The sequence below is a fragment of the Streptomyces sp. NPDC104367 genome, assembly GCF_055583825.1.
The window spans coordinates 110,776-129,386 of record NZ_JBVJND010000025.1; the positions used below are offsets into that span (position 1 = coordinate 110,776).

17 protein-coding genes are annotated in these 18,611 nt (G+C 71.3%); 1 reads left to right on the forward strand and 16 read right to left on the reverse strand.

Features of this window, described 5'->3' with window-relative positions; all coding sequences use genetic code 11:
- Positions 1-111: 111 nt before the first annotated feature.
- From carB to pyrR, 6 genes are all read right to left on the reverse strand, one after another.
- Positions 112-3,423 carry a carbamoyl-phosphate synthase large subunit gene (gene carB, locus ACZ619_RS31990; RefSeq protein WP_469606341.1) on the reverse strand — a complete coding sequence of 1,104 codons (3,312 nt, stop codon included), beginning with the start codon at positions 3,421-3,423 and terminating at the stop codon, positions 112-114.
- Entirely contained in the window at positions 3,416-4,558 is a 1,143-nt protein-coding gene (gene carA / locus ACZ619_RS31995) for a glutamine-hydrolyzing carbamoyl-phosphate synthase small subunit (protein WP_469606344.1), read from the reverse strand. Before carA ends, carB begins: the two co-directional genes overlap by 8 nt.
- Positions 4,555-5,178: a PH-like domain-containing protein gene (locus ACZ619_RS32000; protein ID WP_469606346.1), complete on the reverse strand. Its 624-nt coding sequence runs from the start codon at positions 5,176-5,178 to the stop codon at positions 4,555-4,557. The genes carA and ACZ619_RS32000 overlap by 4 nt, the downstream gene beginning before the upstream one ends.
- A complete protein-coding gene (locus tag ACZ619_RS32005; RefSeq protein ID WP_469606348.1) occupies positions 5,175-6,461 on the reverse strand; it encodes a dihydroorotase in 1,287 nt (428 codons plus the stop codon). Before ACZ619_RS32005 ends, ACZ619_RS32000 begins: the two co-directional genes overlap by 4 nt.
- Before the next feature lie 5 nt (positions 6,462-6,466).
- A complete protein-coding gene (locus tag ACZ619_RS32010; RefSeq protein WP_469606351.1) occupies positions 6,467-7,447 on the reverse strand; it encodes an aspartate carbamoyltransferase catalytic subunit in 981 nt (326 codons plus the stop codon).
- Between the two features lie 85 nt (positions 7,448-7,532).
- Positions 7,533-8,117: a bifunctional pyr operon transcriptional regulator/uracil phosphoribosyltransferase PyrR gene (gene pyrR, locus ACZ619_RS32015; protein WP_469606353.1), complete on the reverse strand. Its 585-nt coding sequence runs from the start codon at positions 8,115-8,117 to the stop codon at positions 7,533-7,535.
- Between the two features lie 252 nt (positions 8,118-8,369).
- Between pyrR and bldD the strand changes: the two genes are divergently transcribed.
- Positions 8,370-8,873, forward strand: coding sequence for a transcriptional regulator BldD (gene bldD / locus ACZ619_RS32020; protein WP_014671524.1), 504 nt, complete (start codon positions 8,370-8,372; stop codon positions 8,871-8,873).
- A gap of 262 nt (positions 8,874-9,135) precedes the next feature.
- On the opposite strand, the gene nusB is transcribed toward bldD, so the two are convergent.
- The 10 genes from nusB to ruvX form a co-directional block, all read right to left on the reverse strand.
- Positions 9,136-9,567, reverse strand: a complete 432-nt coding sequence (gene nusB / locus ACZ619_RS32025; RefSeq protein ID WP_469606356.1) for a transcription antitermination factor NusB — start codon at positions 9,565-9,567, stop codon at positions 9,136-9,138.
- A gap of 2 nt (positions 9,568-9,569) precedes the next feature.
- Positions 9,570-10,136, reverse strand: coding sequence for an elongation factor P (gene efp / locus ACZ619_RS32030; RefSeq protein ID WP_046726575.1), 567 nt, complete (start codon positions 10,134-10,136; stop codon positions 9,570-9,572).
- Between the two features lie 52 nt (positions 10,137-10,188).
- Positions 10,189-11,295, reverse strand: coding sequence for an aminopeptidase P family protein (locus tag ACZ619_RS32035; protein WP_469606360.1), 1,107 nt, complete (start codon positions 11,293-11,295; stop codon positions 10,189-10,191).
- Between the two features lie 169 nt (positions 11,296-11,464).
- Positions 11,465-12,334 (reverse strand): Pro-rich N-terminal domain-containing protein, encoded by an 870-nt coding sequence (locus ACZ619_RS32040; RefSeq protein ID WP_469606361.1) that lies wholly within the window; start codon positions 12,332-12,334, stop codon positions 11,465-11,467.
- Positions 12,335-12,474: 140 nt separating this feature from the next.
- Positions 12,475-13,566, reverse strand: a complete 1,092-nt coding sequence (aroB, locus tag ACZ619_RS32045) for a 3-dehydroquinate synthase (protein WP_469606364.1) — start codon at positions 13,564-13,566, stop codon at positions 12,475-12,477.
- Positions 13,563-14,045 carry a shikimate kinase gene (locus ACZ619_RS32050; RefSeq protein WP_469606406.1) on the reverse strand — a complete coding sequence of 161 codons (483 nt, stop codon included), beginning with the start codon at positions 14,043-14,045 and terminating at the stop codon, positions 13,563-13,565. The genes aroB and ACZ619_RS32050 overlap by 4 nt, the downstream gene beginning before the upstream one ends.
- A gap of 32 nt (positions 14,046-14,077) precedes the next feature.
- Entirely contained in the window at positions 14,078-15,262 is a 1,185-nt protein-coding gene (gene aroC, locus ACZ619_RS32055) for a chorismate synthase (protein WP_469606366.1), read from the reverse strand.
- Between the two features lie 168 nt (positions 15,263-15,430).
- Positions 15,431-16,270: a shikimate dehydrogenase gene (locus ACZ619_RS32060; RefSeq protein WP_469606369.1), complete on the reverse strand. Its 840-nt coding sequence runs from the start codon at positions 16,268-16,270 to the stop codon at positions 15,431-15,433.
- Positions 16,251-18,017: an endolytic transglycosylase MltG gene (mltG, locus tag ACZ619_RS32065; protein WP_469606371.1), complete on the reverse strand. Its 1,767-nt coding sequence runs from the start codon at positions 18,015-18,017 to the stop codon at positions 16,251-16,253. Before mltG ends, ACZ619_RS32060 begins: the two co-directional genes overlap by 20 nt.
- Before the next feature lie 122 nt (positions 18,018-18,139).
- Positions 18,140-18,604, reverse strand: a complete 465-nt coding sequence (gene ruvX, locus ACZ619_RS32070) for a Holliday junction resolvase RuvX (RefSeq protein WP_469606373.1) — start codon at positions 18,602-18,604, stop codon at positions 18,140-18,142.
- Between the last annotated feature and the right edge of the window lie 7 nt (positions 18,605-18,611).

Below are 18,611 nucleotides of genomic sequence, written 5' to 3' on the forward strand. Positions count from 1 at the left end.
GGGACACCGATCTCCGGTGCCCCCCAAAAGACAGCTGGGCAGAGCGCCCCGTCAGGGGCGCGGGAAACTGCGCGGCCGGCCCCCTCCGGCCCGCAGCCTCACTACGACCTGTCAGTCCCGAGCCGCGGTCAGCCGCTCCGCGTGCTCCTGGAGCGACCGCACCCCGACATCCCCGTGGTTCAGCGCGTCGATGCCCTGCACGGCCGCCGCCAGCGCCTGCACGGTCGTCAGGCACGGCACCGAGCGGGCCACCGCGGCGGTCCGGATCTCGTACCCGTCCAGGCGACCCCCCGTGCCGTACGGGGTGTTGACGATGAGGTCCACCTCGCCGTCGTGGATGAGCTGGACGATGGTCCGCTCCCCGTTCGGCCCGGTGCCCTCCGACTGCTTGCGCACGATCGTCGCGTTGATGCCGTTGCGCTTGAGCACCTCGGCGGTGCCGGACGTGGCGAGCAGCTCGAAGCCGTGGGCGACCAGTTCCCGCGCCGGGAAGATCATCGACCGCTTGTCGCGGTTGGCGACGGAGATGAACGCGCGGCCCTTGGTGGGCAGCGGCCCGTACGCGCCGGCCTGCGACTTGGCGTACGCCGTGCCGAAGACGGAGTCGATGCCCATGACCTCGCCGGTGGAGCGCATCTCCGGGCCGAGGACGGTGTCCACACCGCGGCCGCGGATGTCGCGGAACCGCGACCACGGCATGACGGCCTCCTTGACGGAGATCGGCGCGTCGAAGGGCAGCTCGCCGCCGTCGCCCCGGGCCGGCAGCAGGCCCTCGGCGCGCAGTTCGGCGACGGTCGCGCCCAGCGAGATCCGCGCGGCGGCCTTCGCCAGCGGCACCGCGGTCGCCTTCGAGGTGAAGGGGACGGTACGGGACGCGCGCGGGTTGGCCTCCAGGACGTAGAGGATGTCCCCGGCCATCGCGAACTGGATGTTGATCAGGCCGCGGACGCCGACGCCCTTGGCGATGGCCTCCGTGGAGGCGCGCAGGCGCTTGATGTCGAAGCCGCCCAGGGTGATCGGGGGCAGGGCGCACGCCGAGTCGCCGGAGTGGATGCCGGCCTCCTCGATGTGCTCCATGACGCCGCCGAGGTACAGCTCCTCGCCGTCGTAGAGGGCGTCGACGTCGATCTCGATCGCGTCGTCCAGGAAGCGGTCGACGAGGACCGGCCGGGTGGGGCTGATCTCGGTCGACTCGGCGATGTAGGACTCCAGCCGGGTCTCGTCGTAGACGATCTCCATGCCGCGTCCGCCGAGCACGTAGGACGGCCGCACCAGGACCGGGTAGCCGATCTCGTCGGCGATGGCCTTGGCCTCGGCGAAGGTGGTGGCGGTGCCGTGCTTGGGGGCCGGGAGGCCCGCCTCGGCGAGCACCCGTCCGAAGGCGCCCCGGTCCTCGGCCGCGTGGATCGCCTCCGGGGAGGTGCCGACGATCGGCACGCCGTTGTCCTTCAGCGCCTGCGACAGGCCCAGCGGGGTCTGTCCGCCCAGCTGGACCACCACGCCGGCGACCGGGCCGGCCTGCTGCTCGGCGTGGACGATCTCCAGGACGTCCTCCAGGGTGAGCGGCTCGAAGTACAGCCGGTCGGAGGTGTCGTAGTCGGTGGAGACGGTCTCGGGGTTGCAGTTGACCATCACGGTCTCGTAGCCCGCGTCGCTCAGCGCGAAGGAGGCGTGCACGCACGAGTAGTCGAACTCGATGCCCTGGCCGATGCGGTTGGGGCCGGAGCCGAGGATGATGACGGCCGGCTTCTCGCGCCGCGCGACCTCGGTCTCCTCGTCGTAGGAGGAGTAGAAGTACGGCGTCTTCGCGGCGAACTCGGCGGCGCAGGTGTCGACCGTCTTGTAGACCGGGCGCACGCCCAGCGCGTGCCGGACCTCGCGGACGACGTCCTCGCGCAGCCCGCGGATCTCACCGATCTGCTGGTCGGAGAAGCCGTGCCGCTTGGCCTCGGCGAGCAGGCCGGCGCTCAGCTCCGGCGCGCCGGCCAGTTCGTCGGCGATCTCCTTGATGAGGAAGAGCTGGTCGACGAACCAGGGGTCGATCTTCGTGTAGTCGAAGACCTCCTCGGGGGTGGCGCCCGCGCGGATGGCCTGCATGACGGTGTTGATCCGGCCGTCGGTGGGGCGCACCGCCTCGCGCAGCAGCTCGTCCTTGGCGCCGGGCTCGCCGACGAAGGTGAACTGGCTGCCCTTCTTCTCCAGCGAGCGCAGCGCCTTCTGGAAGGCCTCGGTGAAGTTGCGGCCGATGGCCATGGCCTCGCCGACCGACTTCATGGTGGTGGTCAGCGTGGAGTCGGCGGAGGGGAACTTCTCGAACGCGAAGCGCGGGGCCTTGACGACCACGTAGTCGAGCGTGGGCTCGAAGGAGGCCGGGGTCTCCTGCGTGATGTCGTTGGGGATCTCGTCCAGCGTGTAGCCGACGGCGAGCTTGGCGGCGATCTTCGCGATGGGGAAGCCGGTGGCCTTGGAAGCGAGCGCCGAGGACCGGGACACGCGCGGGTTCATCTCGATGACGATGACCCGGCCGTCCTCGGGGTTCACCGCGAACTGGATGTTGCAGCCGCCGGTGTCGACGCCGACCTCGCGGATCACGGCGATGCCGATGTCGCGCAGGATCTGGTACTCGCGGTCGGTGAGGGTCATCGCCGGGGCGACGGTGATGGAGTCACCGGTGTGCACGCCCATGGGGTCGAAGTTCTCGATGGAGCAGACGACCACGACGTTGTCGTGCTTGTCGCGCATCAGCTCCAGCTCGTACTCCTTCCAGCCGAGGATGGACTCCTCCAGGAGCACCTCGGTGGTCGGCGAGAGGGTCAGACCCTGGCCGGCGATGCGGCGCAGCTCCTCCTCGTCGTGGGCGAAGCCGGAGCCGGCGCCGCCCATGGTGAAGGAGGGGCGGACGACGACCGGGTAGCCGCCGCCGAGCGTCTCGACGCCGGCGACGACCTCGTCCATGGTGTGGCAGATGACCGAGCGGGCGGACTCGCCGTGCCCGATCTTGCGGCGGACCTCCTCCACGACCTCCTTGAACAGGTCGCGGTCCTCGCCCTTGTTGATGGCCTCGACATTGGCGCCGATCAGCTCGACGCCGTACTTGGTCAGGACCCCGTTCTCGTCGAGCGAGATCGCGGTGTTCAGGGCCGTCTGGCCGCCCAGGGTGGGCAGCAGGGCGTCGGGGCGCTCCTTGGCGATGATCTTCTCGACGAACTCCGGGGTGATCGGCTCGACGTAGGTGGCGTCGGCGATCTCCGGGTCGGTCATGATCGTCGCCGGGTTGGAGTTGACGAGGATGACGCGGAGGCCCTCGGCGCGCAGCACGCGGCAGGCCTGGGTGCCGGAGTAGTCGAACTCGGCGGCCTGGCCGATGACGATCGGGCCGGAGCCGATGACCAGGACGGACTGGATATCGGTGCGCTTAGGCACGCTGGCCCTCCATCAGGGAAACGAAGCGGTCGAACAGGTAGGCGGCGTCGTGGGGACCCGCTGCCGCTTCGGGGTGGTACTGGACGGAGAAGGCCGGCTGGTCGAGCAGCTGGAGCCCCTCCACGACGTTGTCGTTGAGGCAGACGTGCGAGACCTCGGCGCGGCCGAACTTCGTCTCGCTGACCTGGTCGAGCGGCGCGTCCACGGCGAAGCCGTGGTTGTGCGCGGTGACCTCGACCTTGCCGGTCGTGCGGTCCTGGACCGGCTGGTTGATGCCCCGGTGGCCGTACTTCAGCTTGTAGGTGCCGAAGCCGAGCGCGCGGCCGAGGATCTGGTTGCCGAAGCAGATGCCGAAGAGCGGGGTCTTCCGCGCCAGGACGGCGGTCATCAGGGCGACCGGGCCGTCGGCCGTGGCCGGGTCGCCGGGGCCGTTGGAGAAGAACACGCCGTCCGGGGAGACGGCGTAGACGTCGTCCTCGGTGGCGGTCGCGGGCAGGACGTGCACCTCGATGCCGCGCTCGGCCATCCGCTGCGGGGTCATGCCCTTGATGCCGAGGTCGACGGCGGCGACGGTGAACCGCTTCTCCCCGACGGCCGGGACGACGTACGCCTCCTTGGTGGCGACCTCCTCGTACAGCGAGGCGCCCTTCATGTGCGGCTGGGCCTGCACGCGCGCGAGGAGCTCGGCGTCGGTGGCGACGGCCTCGCCGGAGAAGACGCCGGCGCGCATGGAGCCGCGCTCGCGGAGGTGGCGGGTGAGGGCGCGGGTGTCGATCCCGGAGATGCCGACCACGCCCTGCGCGACCAGTTCCGCGTCCAGCGAACGCTTGGCGCGCCAGTTGGAGGGCACGCGTGCGGGGTCGCGCACGACGTAGCCGGAGACCCAGATGCGGCTGGACTCGTCGTCCTCGTCGTTCCACCCCGTGTTGCCGATCTGGGGGGCGGTGGCGACCACGATCTGGCGGTCGTACGACGGGTCCGTCAGGGTCTCCTGGTAGCCGGTCATGCCGGTGGAGAACACGGCCTCGCCGAAGGTCTCCCCCACGGCCCCGTAGGCGCGGCCGCGGAAGATCCGGCCGTCCTCCAGGACGAGTACGGCGGGAACCTTCCCGGTTCCCCTTGTGGAGGTCGTCATCGTTCGGCGCCTTCCGTGCTAGGTGTCTTGATCATGGAGTTGATGGCCTCGACCCATTCGGTGTGCTCGGCCGCGTGGTCCGAGCGGAATCCGGAATCGATCAGCCGGTCGCCGTGCTGCCAGGTCACCACGAGCAGTCCGCCCTCGGTGAGGACCTTGCCCGCGATGCCCTTGCCCAGCAGGGCCTCGCGGAGCGCGGCGGCGGGGATGAAGAAGTCGGTCGCCCCGGGGCGTACGACGTCCAGGCCCGCGTCGGTCAGGGTGAGCTCGGCCCGGCTGCGGGAGCCGAGGCCTCGGGCCACGATGCGGTCCAGCCACTGCCCGGCCGTGGTGGAGCCGTGGTAGCGGCCGCTCATGGTCAGTCTCGCGGCACCGGCGTCGTCCGGCATTCCGGACTGCGGCGGCTTGCCGCCCCCGTTGAGGGTGGTGGTGGGCGACGGGCGGGTGGGCAGCTCCGGGAGGTCGCCCTGGAGGGTGCCGCGCCATTTCCAGCCCTCGCGCATCAGCCAGTAGACGAGCGCGACGAAGAGGGCCAGACCGACCAGCCAGCCGATGCGCGCGGCCCAGTCGGTCACCGCGGCGGACTTCTTCTCGTCCGCCAGCAGGATCAGAGGTGTCACGTGAGCTTCCCGTCCACGAGCGTCGCCTTGCCCCGCAGCCATGTGTGGGTGACACGGCCCGGCAGCTCACGGCCCTCGTAAGGGGTGTTGCGGCTGCGCGAGGCGAATCCCGCGGGGTCCACCGGGCCACGGTATTCCGTGTCGACGAGCGTGAGGTTGGCGGGCTCACCAGCCGAGACGGGACGGCCGTGACCGGCGGCCCGTCCGATCCGCGCGGGGGCGGCGGACATCCGGTCGGCGACGCCGGACCAGGTCAGCAGGCCGGTGTCCACCATGGTCTCCTGCACCACCGACAGCGCGGTCTCCAGGCCCACCATCCCCATGGCGGCGGCGGCCCACTCGCAGTCCTTGTCCTCGTGCGGGTGCGGGGCGTGGTCGGTGGCGACGATGTCGATCGTGCCGTCGGCGAGCGCCTCGCGCAGGGCCAGCACGTCGCGCTCGGTGCGCAGCGGCGGGTTGACCTTGTAGACCGGGTTGTAGGACCGCACCAGTTCGTCGGTGAGCAGGAGGTGGTGCGGGGTGACCTCGGCGGTGACGTCGATGCCGCGGGACTTGGCCCAGCGGACGATCTCGACGGACCCGGCGGTCGACAGGTGGCAGATGTGGACGCGGGAGCCGACGTGCTCGGCGAGCAGGACGTCCCGGGCGATGATCGACTCCTCGGCCACCGCCGGCCAGCCGCCGAGTCCCAGCTCCGCCGAGACGATCCCCTCGTTCATCTGGGCGCCCTCGGTCAGCCGCGGCTCCTGCGCGTGCTGGGCGACGACCCCGCCGAAGGCCTTCACGTACTCCAGGGCGCGGCGCATGATCACGGCGTCGTCGACGCACTTGCCGTCGTCGGAGAAGACGGTGACCCCGGCGGCCGACTCGTGCATGGCGCCCAGTTCGGCGAGCTTCCTGCCCTCCAGGCCGACGGTGACGGCGCCAATGGGCTGGACGTCGCAGTAGCCGTGCTCGCGGCCGAGCCGGTAGACCTGCTCGACCACACCGGCGGTGTCGGCGACCGGGAAGGTGTTGGCCATGGCGAAGACGGCCGTGTAGCCGCCGCTCGCCGCCGCGCGGGTGCCGGTGAGGACGGTCTCGGAGTCCTCGCGGCCGGGCTCGCGCAGATGCGTGTGCAGGTCGACGAGGCCCGGCAGCAGCACCTTGCCGGCGGCCTCGACGACCTCGGCCCCGTCGGCGGGCAGTCCCTCGCCCACCCGGGCGATCGTCTCGCCGTCGACCAGGACGTCCTGCGGCTCACCGCCGAGCACCTTCGCACCACGGATCAGGATCTTGCTCATGGGTCTTACTTCTCCTCGGTGGTGCGGGCGTGGCTGACGGCGGGTTCGTTGCCGCCGAGCAGGAGGTACAGGACGGCCATCCGGATGGAGACTCCGTTTGCGACCTGCTCGACTACGGTGCAGCGCTCGGAGTCGGCGACCTCGGCGGTGATCTCCATGCCGCGGACCATCGGGCCGGGGTGCATCACGATGGCGTGCTCGGGCATCCTCGCCATGCGCTCGCCGTCGAGGCCGTAGCGCCGCGAGTACTCGCGCTCGGTCGGGAAGAACGCGGCGTTCATGCGCTCGCGCTGCACGCGGAGCATCATCACGGCGTCGGACTTGGGGAGCACCGCGTCGAGGTCGTAGGAGACCTCGCAGGGCCAGCGTTCGACGCCGACCGGCACCAGGGTGGGCGGGGCGACCAGGGTGACCTCGGCGCCGAGGGTGTGCAGCAGGTCGACGTTGGAGCGGGCGACCCGGCTGTGCAGGACGTCGCCGACGAGCGTGATGCGCTTGCCGGCCAGGTCCTGCCCTATCCCGGCGTCCCGGCCGACGAGCCGGCGGCGCATGGTGAAGGCGTCCAGGAGGGCCTGGGTGGGGTGCTGGTGGGTGCCGTCGCCGGCGTTGATGACGGCGGCGTCGATCCAGCCGGAGTTGGCGAGGCGGTAGGGCGCCCCGGAGGCGCCGTGCCGGATGACGACGGCGTCGACGCCCATCGCCTCCAGGGTCTGGGCGGTGTCCTTCAGGGACTCGCCCTTGGAGACGCTCGACCCCTTGGCGGTGAAGTTGATGACGTCGGCGGAGAGCCGCTTCTCGGCGGCCTCGAAGGAGATCCGGGTCCGGGTCGAGTCCTCGAAGAAGAGGTTGACGACGGTGCGGCCGCGCAGGGTCGGCAGCTTCTTGATCGGCCGGTCGGCGACCCGGGCCATCTCCTCGGCGGTGTCGAGGATCAGGACGGCGTCGTCGCGGGTGAGGTCGGCGGCCGAGATGAGATGACGCTGCATCTGTCAGGCTCCGTAAGGCAGTTCAGGTATCGGGAGATTCCGGGCAGCCGGGGGCGTGCCGAAGCGGCGCGCGCCCCTGAGCCTGCTACTGGGTCGGCTTCACACCGAGCAGCACGGTGTCGCGACCGTCCTCCTCGGCGAGCAGGACCTTGACCGTCTCCCGCAGCGACGTGGGGAGGTTCTTGCCGACATAGTCGGCGCGGATGGGCAGTTCGCGGTGACCGCGGTCGACGAGGACCGCGAGCTGGACCGCGCGGGGGCGCCCGATGTCGTTGAGGGCGTCGAGGGCGGCGCGGATGGTGCGGCCGGAGAAGAGCACGTCGTCGACGAGGACGACCAGCTTGCCGTCGATGCCGTCACCGGGGATCTCGGTGCGGGCCAGCGCTCGCGGCGGGTGCATGCGCAGGTCGTCGCGGTACATGGTGATGTCGAGCGAACCGACCGGAATCTTGCGGTCTGTGACCTGTTCCAGCTTGCCGGCGAGCCGCTGGGCGAGGAAGACGCCGCGGGTCGGGATGCCGAGGAGCACCACGTCGTCGGCGCCCTTGGCGCGTTCGACGATCTCGTGGGCGATACGCGTCAGCACCCGTGCGATGTCGGGCCCCTCCAGAACGGGCCGCGCGTCGGCCGCCTGGCTGTCGGGCGTTTCCTGCGTGTCCTGCTTGTCCATACGAAACGGACCCCCTTCTCCGCCTCACGGGACGGACCTTAAAGGACGTCGGATTTGCGCCATCCACCGTAGCAGGTGCCTCCGAGGCTCCCTGTCACCCCCTTGGCGTAACCGGTCGGCGCGAGGACGGAAGAGTCGGTGCGGACCATTCGGCTTGACGCGAGAGTGTAACGCTGCGTAACCTCACAGTGAGTTACCAGCCGCGCGGCGGGACCAAGGCCGGCCGCGTCGACACAGTGTCCGGGGAGCTATATGTCCAGCGAATACGCCAAACAGCTCGGGGCCAAGCTCCGGGCCATCCGCACCCAGCAGGGCCTTTCCCTCCACGGTGTCGAGGAGAAGTCCCAGGGGCGCTGGAAGGCCGTGGTGGTCGGCTCGTACGAGCGCGGCGACCGTGCCGTGACCGTGCAGCGCCTTGCCGAGTTGGCGGATTTCTACGGTGTGCCGGTGCAGGAGCTGCTGCCGGGCACGACCCCCGGCGGTGCCGCCGAGCCCCCGCCGAAGCTGGTCCTCGACCTGGAGCGGCTGGCGACCGTGCCGGCCGAGAAGGCGGGCCCGCTGCAGCGCTACGCGGCGACGATCCAGTCCCAGCGCGGTGACTACAACGGCAAGGTGCTGTCGATCCGCCAGGACGACCTGCGCACACTCGCCGTCATCTACGACCAGTCGCCCTCGGTCCTCACCGAGCAGCTGATCAGCTGGGGTGTCCTGGACGCGGACGCCCGCCGCGCGGTGGCCACGCACGAAGAGGCCTGAGCCGCTCAGCACCTGAGCAGAAACGTGCCGCCGGGGTGGCCGGAACTCGATGGTTCCGACTGTCCCGGCGGTTTTCTGTCATCACGCCTCACCTGGTGAGCGACGGCGGCGCCACCGCCCTGGGCGCGCGAGGAAGTGCGCGACAAGCCGCACACGGCCGCCAGCCGCCCGATCAGCGGCCCGCCCGCCCCCTCGGGCGCACGAACGCCGGAAGGCCCGCAGCAGCTCGCTGCGGGCCTTCCGGCGTTCGTCGGCTCCCCCGCTACTCCTCGCGGCGCAGCGACGGCTTCAGCTCCTTCAGCCGCCCCAGGAGGCCGTTCACGAACGAGGGCGACTCGTCCGTGGAGAACTCCTTGGCCAGCTGGACCATCTCGTCGAGGACGACGGCGTCCGGCGTCCCGTCGACCCAGATCAGCTCGTACGCGCCCAGCCGCAGGAGGTTGCGGTCGACGACCGGCATCCGGTCCAGCGTCCAGCCGACGGCGTACTGCGCGATCAGCTCGTCGATCCGCCTGGCGTGCACGGCGTAGCCCTCGACCAGCTGCATCGTGTACTCGCTCACCGGCGGCTGCCGGGTGTCGTCCCGGGAGAGCCGGATCCAGTCCGCGAGGACGGTCAGGACGTCGGCCCCGCGCTGGTCGCCTTCGAAGAGGATCTGGAAGGCGCGCTTGCGGGCCGTGTTGCGGGCAGCCACGGTTAGCTGTTCACCCGGCCGAGGTAGTCGCTCGTGCGGGTGTCGACCTTGATCTTCTCACCGGTGGTGATGAAGAGCGGGACCTGGATCTGGTGGCCGGTCTCCAGCGTGGCCGGCTTGGTGCCACCGGTGGAGCGGTCGCCCTGGACGCCCGGCTCGGTCTCCTGGATGGTGAGCTCGACGGCGGCCGGGAGCTCGACGAAGAGCACCTCGCCCTCGTGCTGGGCGACGACGGCCGTGAAGCCCTCGATCAGGAAGTTCGCGGCGTCGCCGACGGTCTTCCGGTCGATGTGCAGCTGGTCGTACGTGTCCATGTCCATGAAGACGAAGTACTCGCCGTCCATGTACGAGAACTGCATGTCGCGCTTGTCGACAGTGGCCGTCTCGACCTTGACGCCGGCGTTGAAGGTCTTGTCGACCACCTTGCCGGACAGCACGTTCTTGAGCTTGGTGCGCACGAAGGCGGGGCCCTTGCCGGGCTTGACGTGCTGGAACTCGACGACGGACCAGAGCTGGCCGCCTTCGAGCTTGAGCACCAGGCCGTTCTTGAGGTCGTTCGTGGAAGCCACGGTTGCGGAATCTCCTGGACTGACGTGGACGACCCCGGGGCACGCACCTTCCCTATAGTGCGAGCAGCTCCTTGGTCGTGATGGTGAGTAGCTCGGGTCCGCCGTCCGCCTCGGGGCGGACGACGAGCGTGTCATCGATCCGGACACCGCCCCGGCCCGGGAGGTGGACCCCCGGTTCGACGGTGACCGGCACGCAAGCGTCCAGTTTACCCATGGCCGAGGGGGCGAGCTGCGGCTCCTCGTCGATTTCGAGTCCCACACCGTGTCCGGTGAGCGGCTGGAGGCCCTCGGAGTGGCCCGCGGAGTCCAGCACCTGGCGGGCGGCGCGGTCCACGTCGCGGTGGGCGGCACCGGGCACGAGGGCCTCCCGGCCGGCCCGCTGGGCGGCGAAGACCAGGTCGTACAGCTCGATCTGCCAGTCCGCGGGCGAGGTCCCGATGACGAAGGTACGGCCGATCTCGCAGCGGTAGCCGCGGTAGGTCGCGCCGAGGCAGACGGAGAGGAAGTCGCCCTCCTCGACCCTCCGGTCGGTCGGCCGGTGGCCCCGGCGGCCCGAGTTGGGCCCGGTCGCCACGGAGGTGGGGAAGGCCGGGCCGTCGGCGCCGTGGTCGACCAGGCGGCGCTCCAGCTCCAGCGCGAGGTGCCGTTCGGTGCGGCCGACGAGGATCGACTCCAGCAGCTCGCCGAGGGCCTGGTCGGCGATCTCGGCGCCGATGCGGAGGAAGGAGATCTCCTCCTCGTCCTTCACGACCCTGAGCTGCTCGACGGCGCCGCCCAGGTCGGTGAGGCGGAGTTGGGGGGCGACCGAGGAGAGGCCGCGGTGGCGGGCCACGGTGAGGTGGTGCTCCTCCACGGCGAGGAGGTCGGCGCCCTGGGCGGCGGCGAGGCCGGCGGCGGCGACCGCGGGATCGCCGCCGGGGCCCTCCAGGAGGTGCCGGCGCAGGGAGTCGTCGGGGCGGGCCTCGGCAGCGTGCTCGCCCTGCCGGTCGGGGCAGACGAGGAGGTCCTCGCGTCTGCCGAGCAGCAGGACGGAGCCGGTCGGGGCGGCCCCGGCGAGGTACCTCACGTTGGCGGGGCGCGAGATCAGCGCGGAAGCGCTGCCGCTGGCCTGGCAGCGGTCCCTCAGGCGGGTTCGGCGGGCGGCGTACACCTCGGACATGACACGAGCGTAGGAGTTATGAGCGGTTTGTGCCGGTCGGGGAGGGCCGAGTGGGGTGCGTCGTCGGGTGCGGGCCGGTGGAGGCCGGTGGAGGCCGGTCGAGCGGTTCCTCCCCCGGCCTTCGGCCGTGGGTACCCCCGGCGCCCCAGGTGTCTCCGCTCACCCTCGTCTACCAGTTCGGGGGGCTCGCGATCGCTCTGGCCAGGACCTCGTCCAGGACCCGGGCCGTGGTCGGGACGTCCAGCTGGGAGTTGTCGATGATCGGGAGGCCCGAGCCGTACCAGCCCGCCATACGGCCGTGGATGCGGGCGACCTCCTCGTCGGTGAGGCGGCGGTTGCCCGTGCGTTCGGCGTTGCGCTCCAGGACGATGTCCAGGCCCGGGAGGAGGACGACCGGGAGGAGGCCGGGGCCGACATGGCGCTTCCAGCCGCCGAGGCCGACGACGGGGCGGTCCGGGAAGACCGCGTCGTCGAGGATGCACGAGATGCCGTTGGCCAGGAAGTTGCGGGCGGCGAAGCCGCAGGTGCGGCGGGCCAGCCGGTACTGGGCCTCGGAGTTGTCGTTCCAGCCGGACTGCGGGTCGGCGAAGCCGGAGCGGACCCACTCGCGGACGTCGTCGAGGCTGATGTGGGCCGTGGGGACCCGGCGGTGGTCGGCCCAGTACTTGGCCACGCTGGTCTTGCCCGCGCCGGCCGGGCCGATGAGCAGGACGGCCAGCGTGGTGGTGGTCGGGTCGGGCGCGGCGGCCGCGGCCGGGGGCGCGGTGGGGACACCCACGGGACCGCCGGGCGGCAGCGGGAGATGGCCGGTGCTGTCGGCCGGCGGCGGGGCGGAGGGATGCTGCGGGGCGGAGGGATGCTGCGGGGCCGGAGTACGCGGGGGGACGGGCGGCAGCGAGGGCTGCGGGGGCGCGGCCGGGGGCGGCGGCACGGGCGCGGGGCCGTGTGGCGCTCCCGGGTGCTGTGCGGCCGGCTGCCAGCCGGCCGGTCCCTGCCCCGGCTGGTGGGGCGGCGGCAGCGGAGATCCCGCGTGCTGCATCCGGTGCCACTCCGTCTCGTCATGTTCGGCTGCGCTCGTCGCCGAACGGTACCGCCCCCGGCCGTCGTTTGGTGAAACGGCCGGGGGCGGTCCGAAGTGCCCGTGCGCCGAGGCGGACCGGGCGGGGAACAGCGGTGGACCTACTGGCCGACCTCGCCGTACGCGGCGAGCAGTACGGCCGGGTCCGGGCCCTCCAGGACGGTCGGCTTGGCGAGGCCGTCCAGGACGATGAACCGCAGCAGGTCGCCACGGGACTTCTTGTCGACCCGCATCGTCTCGACCAGCTTGGGCCACTGGTCGTAGCGGTAGTGCAGCGGCAGGCCGACCGACTCCAGGACCGCGCGGTGGCGGTCCGCCGTCGCGTCGTCCAGGCGTCCGGCGAGCCGGCCCAGTTCGGCGGCGAAGTGCATGCCGACCGCGACCGCGGCGCCGTGGCGCCACTTGTAGCGCTCGTTCTTCTCGATGGCGTGGCCGAGCGTGTGGCCGTAGTTGAGGATCTCCCGCAGGCCGGACTCCTTGAGGTCGGTGGAGACGACCTCCGCCTTGACCCGGATGGAGCGCTCGATCAGCTCGGCCGTGTGCGGGCCCGCCGGGGTGCGGGCGGCCTCGGGGTCGGACTCGATGAGCTCCAGGATCACCGGGTCGGCGATGAAGCCGGCCTTGATGACCTCGGCGAGCCCGGAGACGTAGTCGTTGACGGGCAGCGAGTCCAGCGCGGCGAGGTCGCAGAGCACACCGGCCGGCGGGTGGAAGGCGCCGACCAGGTTCTTGCCTTCGGCGGTGTTGATGCCGGTCTTGCCGCCGACGGCCGCGTCGACCATGGCGAGCACCGTGGTCGGGACGGCGATCCAGCGGACCCCGCGCAGCCAGGTGGCGGCCACGAATCCGGCCAGGTCCGTGGTGGCTCCGCCGCCCACGCCGACGATGACGTCGGAGCGGGTGAAGCCGGACTGGCCGAGCGCCTTCCAGCAGTAGGCGGCGACCTCGGCGGTCTTGGCCTCCTCGGCGTTCGGCACCTGGATGGCGACGGCCTCGTAGCCCTGCCCGGCCAGGTCGGCGCGGAGCGCGTCGCCGGTCTCGGCGAGCGCCTCGGGGTGCACGACGGCCACCCGCTTGGCCTTCTCGCCGATCAGCCCGCCCAGCTCGCCCAGCAGCTGACGGCCCACCAGGACCTCGTACGGCTCGGTGCCCGCCGTGCCGCCGACCTGGATCCGGGTGACTGCCTCGCTCATGCTTCCTTCAACTCCAGTGCGTCCAGGGCTGCTTGGGTGACCTCTTCGGGCGTACGGCCGTCGGTCGTCACGACGGCCGTGGCGACCTCCTCGTACAGGTGCCGCCGGGCCTCCATCAGCTCGCGCCACTGTTTGCGCGGGTTGAGGGCGAGCAGCGGCCGGGCCGCGTTCAGGCCGGTGCGCCTGACGGCCTCCTCGACGTCCATGGAGAGGTAGACCACCCGCTGCCCGGTGAGCAGGCCGCGGGTCTCCGCGTCGAGGATCGCGCCGCCGCCGAGCGCGAGGACGCCCTCGTGCTCGGTCAGCGCCGCGTGCACCGCCCGCTTCTCGACGGCCCGGAAGGCGGGCTCGCCCTCCGCCACGAAGATGTCGGCGATGGTGCGGCCCTCGGCGGTGACGATGTCCTCGTCGGTGTCGCGGTAGCCGACACCGAGCCGCTCGGCGAGCAGCTCCCCGACGGTGGACTTGCCGACGCCCATCGGGCCGACCAGCACGACCAACGGCGCGGTGCTCACCGGATGGCCAGGTTCTCGAGGTACGACCGCACGTTCCGGCGGGTCTCGCCGACCGAGTCGCCGCCGAACTTCTCGGCGACCGCGTCCGCGAGGACGAGGGCGACCATCGCCTCGGCGACGATGCCGGCGGCCGGCACGGCGGAGACGTCGGAGCGCTGGTGGTGGGCCTGGGTGGCCTCGCCGGTCGCCACGTCCACGGTCTTCAGGGCGCGCGGCACGGTCGCGATGGGCTTCATCGCGGCCCGTACCCGCAGCAGCTCGCCGGTGGACAGACCGCCCTCGGTGCCGCCGGCCCGGCCGGAGACACGGCGGATGCCCTCGGGGGTGCCGACGATCTCGTCGTGGGCCTTGGAGCCGGGCACCCGGGCCAGCTCGAAGCCGTCGCCGACCTCGACGCCCTTGATCGCCTGGATGCCCATCAGCGCGCCGGCGAGACGGGCGTCCAGCTTGCGGTCCCAGTGCACGTGCGAGCCGAGGCCGACGGGGACGCCGTACGCCAGCACCTCGACCACGCCGCCGAGGGTGTCGCCGTCCTTGTGGGCCTGGTCGACCTCCGCGACCATCGCCTTGGACGCGTCGGCGTCCAGGCAGCGCAGCGGGTCGGCGTCCAGCTTCTCGACGTCGGCCGGGGTCGGGTACACGCCCTGCGGGGCCTTCACCGAGCACAGCTCGACGACGTGCGAGACGATCTCGATGCCCGCCGTCTCCTTCAGGTACGACCGGGCGACGGCGCCGAGGGCCACCCGGGCCGCGGTCTCCCGGGCGGAGGCGCGCTCCAGGATCGGCCGGGCCTCGTCGAAGCCGTACTTCTGCATGCCGGCCAGGTCGGCGTGGCCGGGGCGCGGCCGGGTCAGCGGGGCGTTGCGGGCGAGGCCGGCCAGGATCTCGGGGTCGACCGGGTCGGCCGCCATGACCTGCTCCCACTTGGGCCACTCGGTGTTGCCCACCATGACCGCGACCGGGGAGCCGAGGGTGAGGCCGTGCCGGACGCCGCCGAGGAAGGTGACCTCGTCACGCTCGAACTTCATGCGCGCACCGCGGCCGTAGCCGAGCCGCCGCCGCGCGAGATGGTCGGCGACCATCTCCGTGGTGATCGGCACGCCGGCGGGAAGGCCCTCCAGCGTCGCGACAAGTGCGGGACCGTGGGACTCCCCCGCGGTCAGCCAACGCAGCCTGCTCAACGATGCTCCTCAGTGCTCGCGCCCTGGTACTACTGCCCTGCGTACGCGCGTCCTCGCGTACGGCGACGGCCCGACCGGGTGCGCGGCCCCGGTCCGCCACCCCGATCCTCCCACGTCCGGCCCGCGAACCCACCCGCCGGTCCAGCAAGCGGACGCGAGTGTGTCAGGTCAGCGCCCGGCGAGGGCCTTCTCCCCGGCGCGGCGCATGGCGTCCAGCGGTGCCGGGGTGCGGCCGGTCATCTGCTCGACCTGGAGCACGGCCTGGTGGACGAGGAGGTCGAGGCCGCTGACCACGGCTCCGCCGAACATGGACCAGCGGGCGGCCAGGTCGGTGGGCCACGGGTGGTAGAGCACGTCGAAGAGGGTGGTGGGGCACTCCGGTACGGCGGCGGCGAGGGCGTCGGTCGTGCCGGCCGGGGTGGTGGCGATCACCAGGGGGGCGCGCAGCGCCTGCTCGGCGTCGGACCAGTCGGCGGTGCGGACCTCGACGTCGAGCCGCTCGCCCCACTCCCGCATCTCGGCGGCGCGGGCCCCGCTGCGGACGTAGGCGACGACCTCGCCGGTGCAGATCCGGGCGAGCGCGGCGAGCGCGGAGGAGGCGGTGGCGCCGGCACCGAGGATCGCGGCCGTCTCGACCTGTTCGATGCCGTGCTCGCGGAGCGCGGCGACCATGCCGGGGATGTCGGTGTTGTCGCCGAGGCGGCGGCCGTCCTCGGTGAGGACGACGGTGTTGACCGCGTCGACCGAGGCCGCCGTCTCGCTGATCTCGTCGACCAGCGGTATGACGGCCCGCTTCAGCGGCATGGTCAGCGACAGCCCCGCCCACTCCGGCCCCAGCTTCTCGACGAAGCCGGGCAGCCCGGCCTCGTCGATCTCGAAGCGCCCGTACGACCAGTCGGTGAGCCCGAGTTCGTCGTACGCGGCCCGGTGCAGCACCGGGGAGAGGGAGTGGGCGATGGGCTTACCGAGCACAGCGGCCCGGCGGGCGTCAGTTGCCCGAGTTGGCATTGAACTTGTCCTTGAGCTGCTGGAATTCTGCGTAGGTCTTGGCGAATTCGGTGTTGTTCTGGCCGTCGGTCGCCACGAAATAGATCCAGCCGTCGTCGGTCGGATTGAGCGTCGCCTTCAGCGCGTCCGTGCCGGGGTTGCCGATCGGACCGGGCGGAAGACCCTTCTGGGTGTACGTGTTGTACGGGTCCTTGTTGCTGTTGATCTCCGACTCGCTGATGTGGATGTTGCTCACGCCCTTCAGGTAGTTGAAGGTCGAGTCGAATTGGAGCAAACGGTTCGTCTCGGTGTTCGTGGGCTTGAGTCGGTTGTAGACCACTTCCGCCATCTTGCGGAAGTCGTCGTGCGTCTTTCCTTCGGCCTGGACGAGGCTCGCGACCGTGATGACCTGCAGCGGGTTCTCCAGGTCGAACTTCTTGGCCTGCGCCACGAGGTCGTAGGCGGCGTATTCCTCCTTGGCCGCGGCGACCATCTGTTTCAGGACCGCGTCGGGCTTCATGCCCTTGGCCGCGGGATAGGTACCCGGGAAGAGGAAGCCCTCCAGCGGGTCCATGATCTTGCTGTTGGTGTTGGCGTAACCCGGCAGACCGAGGCTCTTGTATTCCGACTTGGCGATTTTCTTGGTGCTGCCGGAGGAAAGGCCGAGTTGTTTGTCGAGAGCCGCGTAGACGGCCGCCGCGCGCTCACCCGGGGTGACCACCACATTGGCCTTGCTCTTCGGGTCGAGCATCAGCTGCACGGCGGTCGCGGCGGACATCTCCTTCTTCAGGAGATAGGCACCGGCCTGGATCGTCTTGCCGTCGGGGTTCTGCGACTGGGCGGCCACGAAGGCGTCGACGCTCTTGACGACGCCGGCCTCCTTCAGGCGTCTGCCGATGTCGTAGCCGCCGGCGCCCTTGGGGATCTCGACGGTCACCTGGCCGCTGCCGCCGCCCGCGAAGTCGGGGGCCGCGCCGAAACGATTTTGGTAGAGGTGCCAGCCGTAGTAGAGGACTGTGGACGCACCACCGCCGAAGACCAGGCAGACCACCAGGCAGGCGCAGCCGTTGCGGCGCTTCTTGGGACCCTTACCGCCTTTGGCGTCCTTGCCGCGGCCACCACCGCGGCGTCCTTTGGGATCGTCCTCGTCCTCGTCCTCGGAGTCGTCGGCGCCCGTGAAGAAGGGGTGTTGCTCGTCCTCCTCCTCGGTGGCCGGCTCCGGCTGCGGTTCCGGCTCGGGGCGCCGGCGGCCGGGCGGCTCGGGCGGCGGGTAGGCGTCCTCGGTGCCGTAGAGGTCGGGCTGTTCGACACCGTAGGCCACGGGCTGCTGCCCGTAGGGGTCACCCGGGTCGGCCGCGTAGGGGACGTGGCCGTGAGTGCCCGTGGCGTCCCACGTGCCCTGGTGGTACTGCTGCGGGGTGTGGGCGGCGTACTGCTGGTCGTACTGCTGCTGATCGTACTGCTGCTGGCCGTGCTGCTGCTGGCCGTGCTGCTGGCCCTGCCCGTCGGCGTACCGGAGCTGGCCCTGCTCGTCGTAGTACGCGTACTGCTGCTGGCCATGGTGCTGCTCGTACCCGCCCTGCGGGTGCTGGCCCCAGTCGCCGTACTGCTGCTGCTGCGACTGCTGCGGGTAGTGCTGCGGCTGGCCGTCGTAGGGGGACTGCTGGCCCGCGTGGGCCTGCTGCTGTCCGCCCCATCCGGCGTCCCCGTACAACGGGTCCTCCGGATGCCAGGGTTCGGAGCCTGGGCCCCGGCCATACTCAGTCATCGATCCCCTAGAGCCGCGAGGCGGCGCGGTGCGCGGCTGGTGGGCCGGTTCCCGTTCCGCCTCTTGCTGTGCGGTGGCTGTTCGAAAACCATCGCATCGCGCGGAACGTTACCGTATCGCGATCAGATGACTACTTCGACGCCCTCGCCGGGTGGTTTACCTGACACCCGTTCGGATTCCAGTGCCTGCTGAAGGATGATGACCGCCGCGGCCTGGTCGATGACCGAGCGGCCCTTCTTGGCCTTCACTCCAGAAGCGCGCAGCCCCTGGCTCGCCGTCACGGTCGTCATCCGTTCGTCGACCAGCCGGACCGGCACCGGCTCGATCCCCCTGGCGAGTTCCTGGACGAAGGTCCGCACCTTGACGGCCGCCGGGCCCTCGCCCCCCTTGAGGGAGCGGGGCAGTCCGACGACGACCTCGATCGGTTCGTACTCCTCGACGAGTTGCCGGAGCCGGCGGTGGGCCGCCGGGATGTCCCGGCCGGGGACCGTCTCGACCGGCGTGGCGAGGATCCCGTCGGGGTCGCACGAGGCGACCCCGATGCGGGCGTCCCCGACGTCGATCGCGAGTCGACGTCCTCTGCGCATGTCCGAC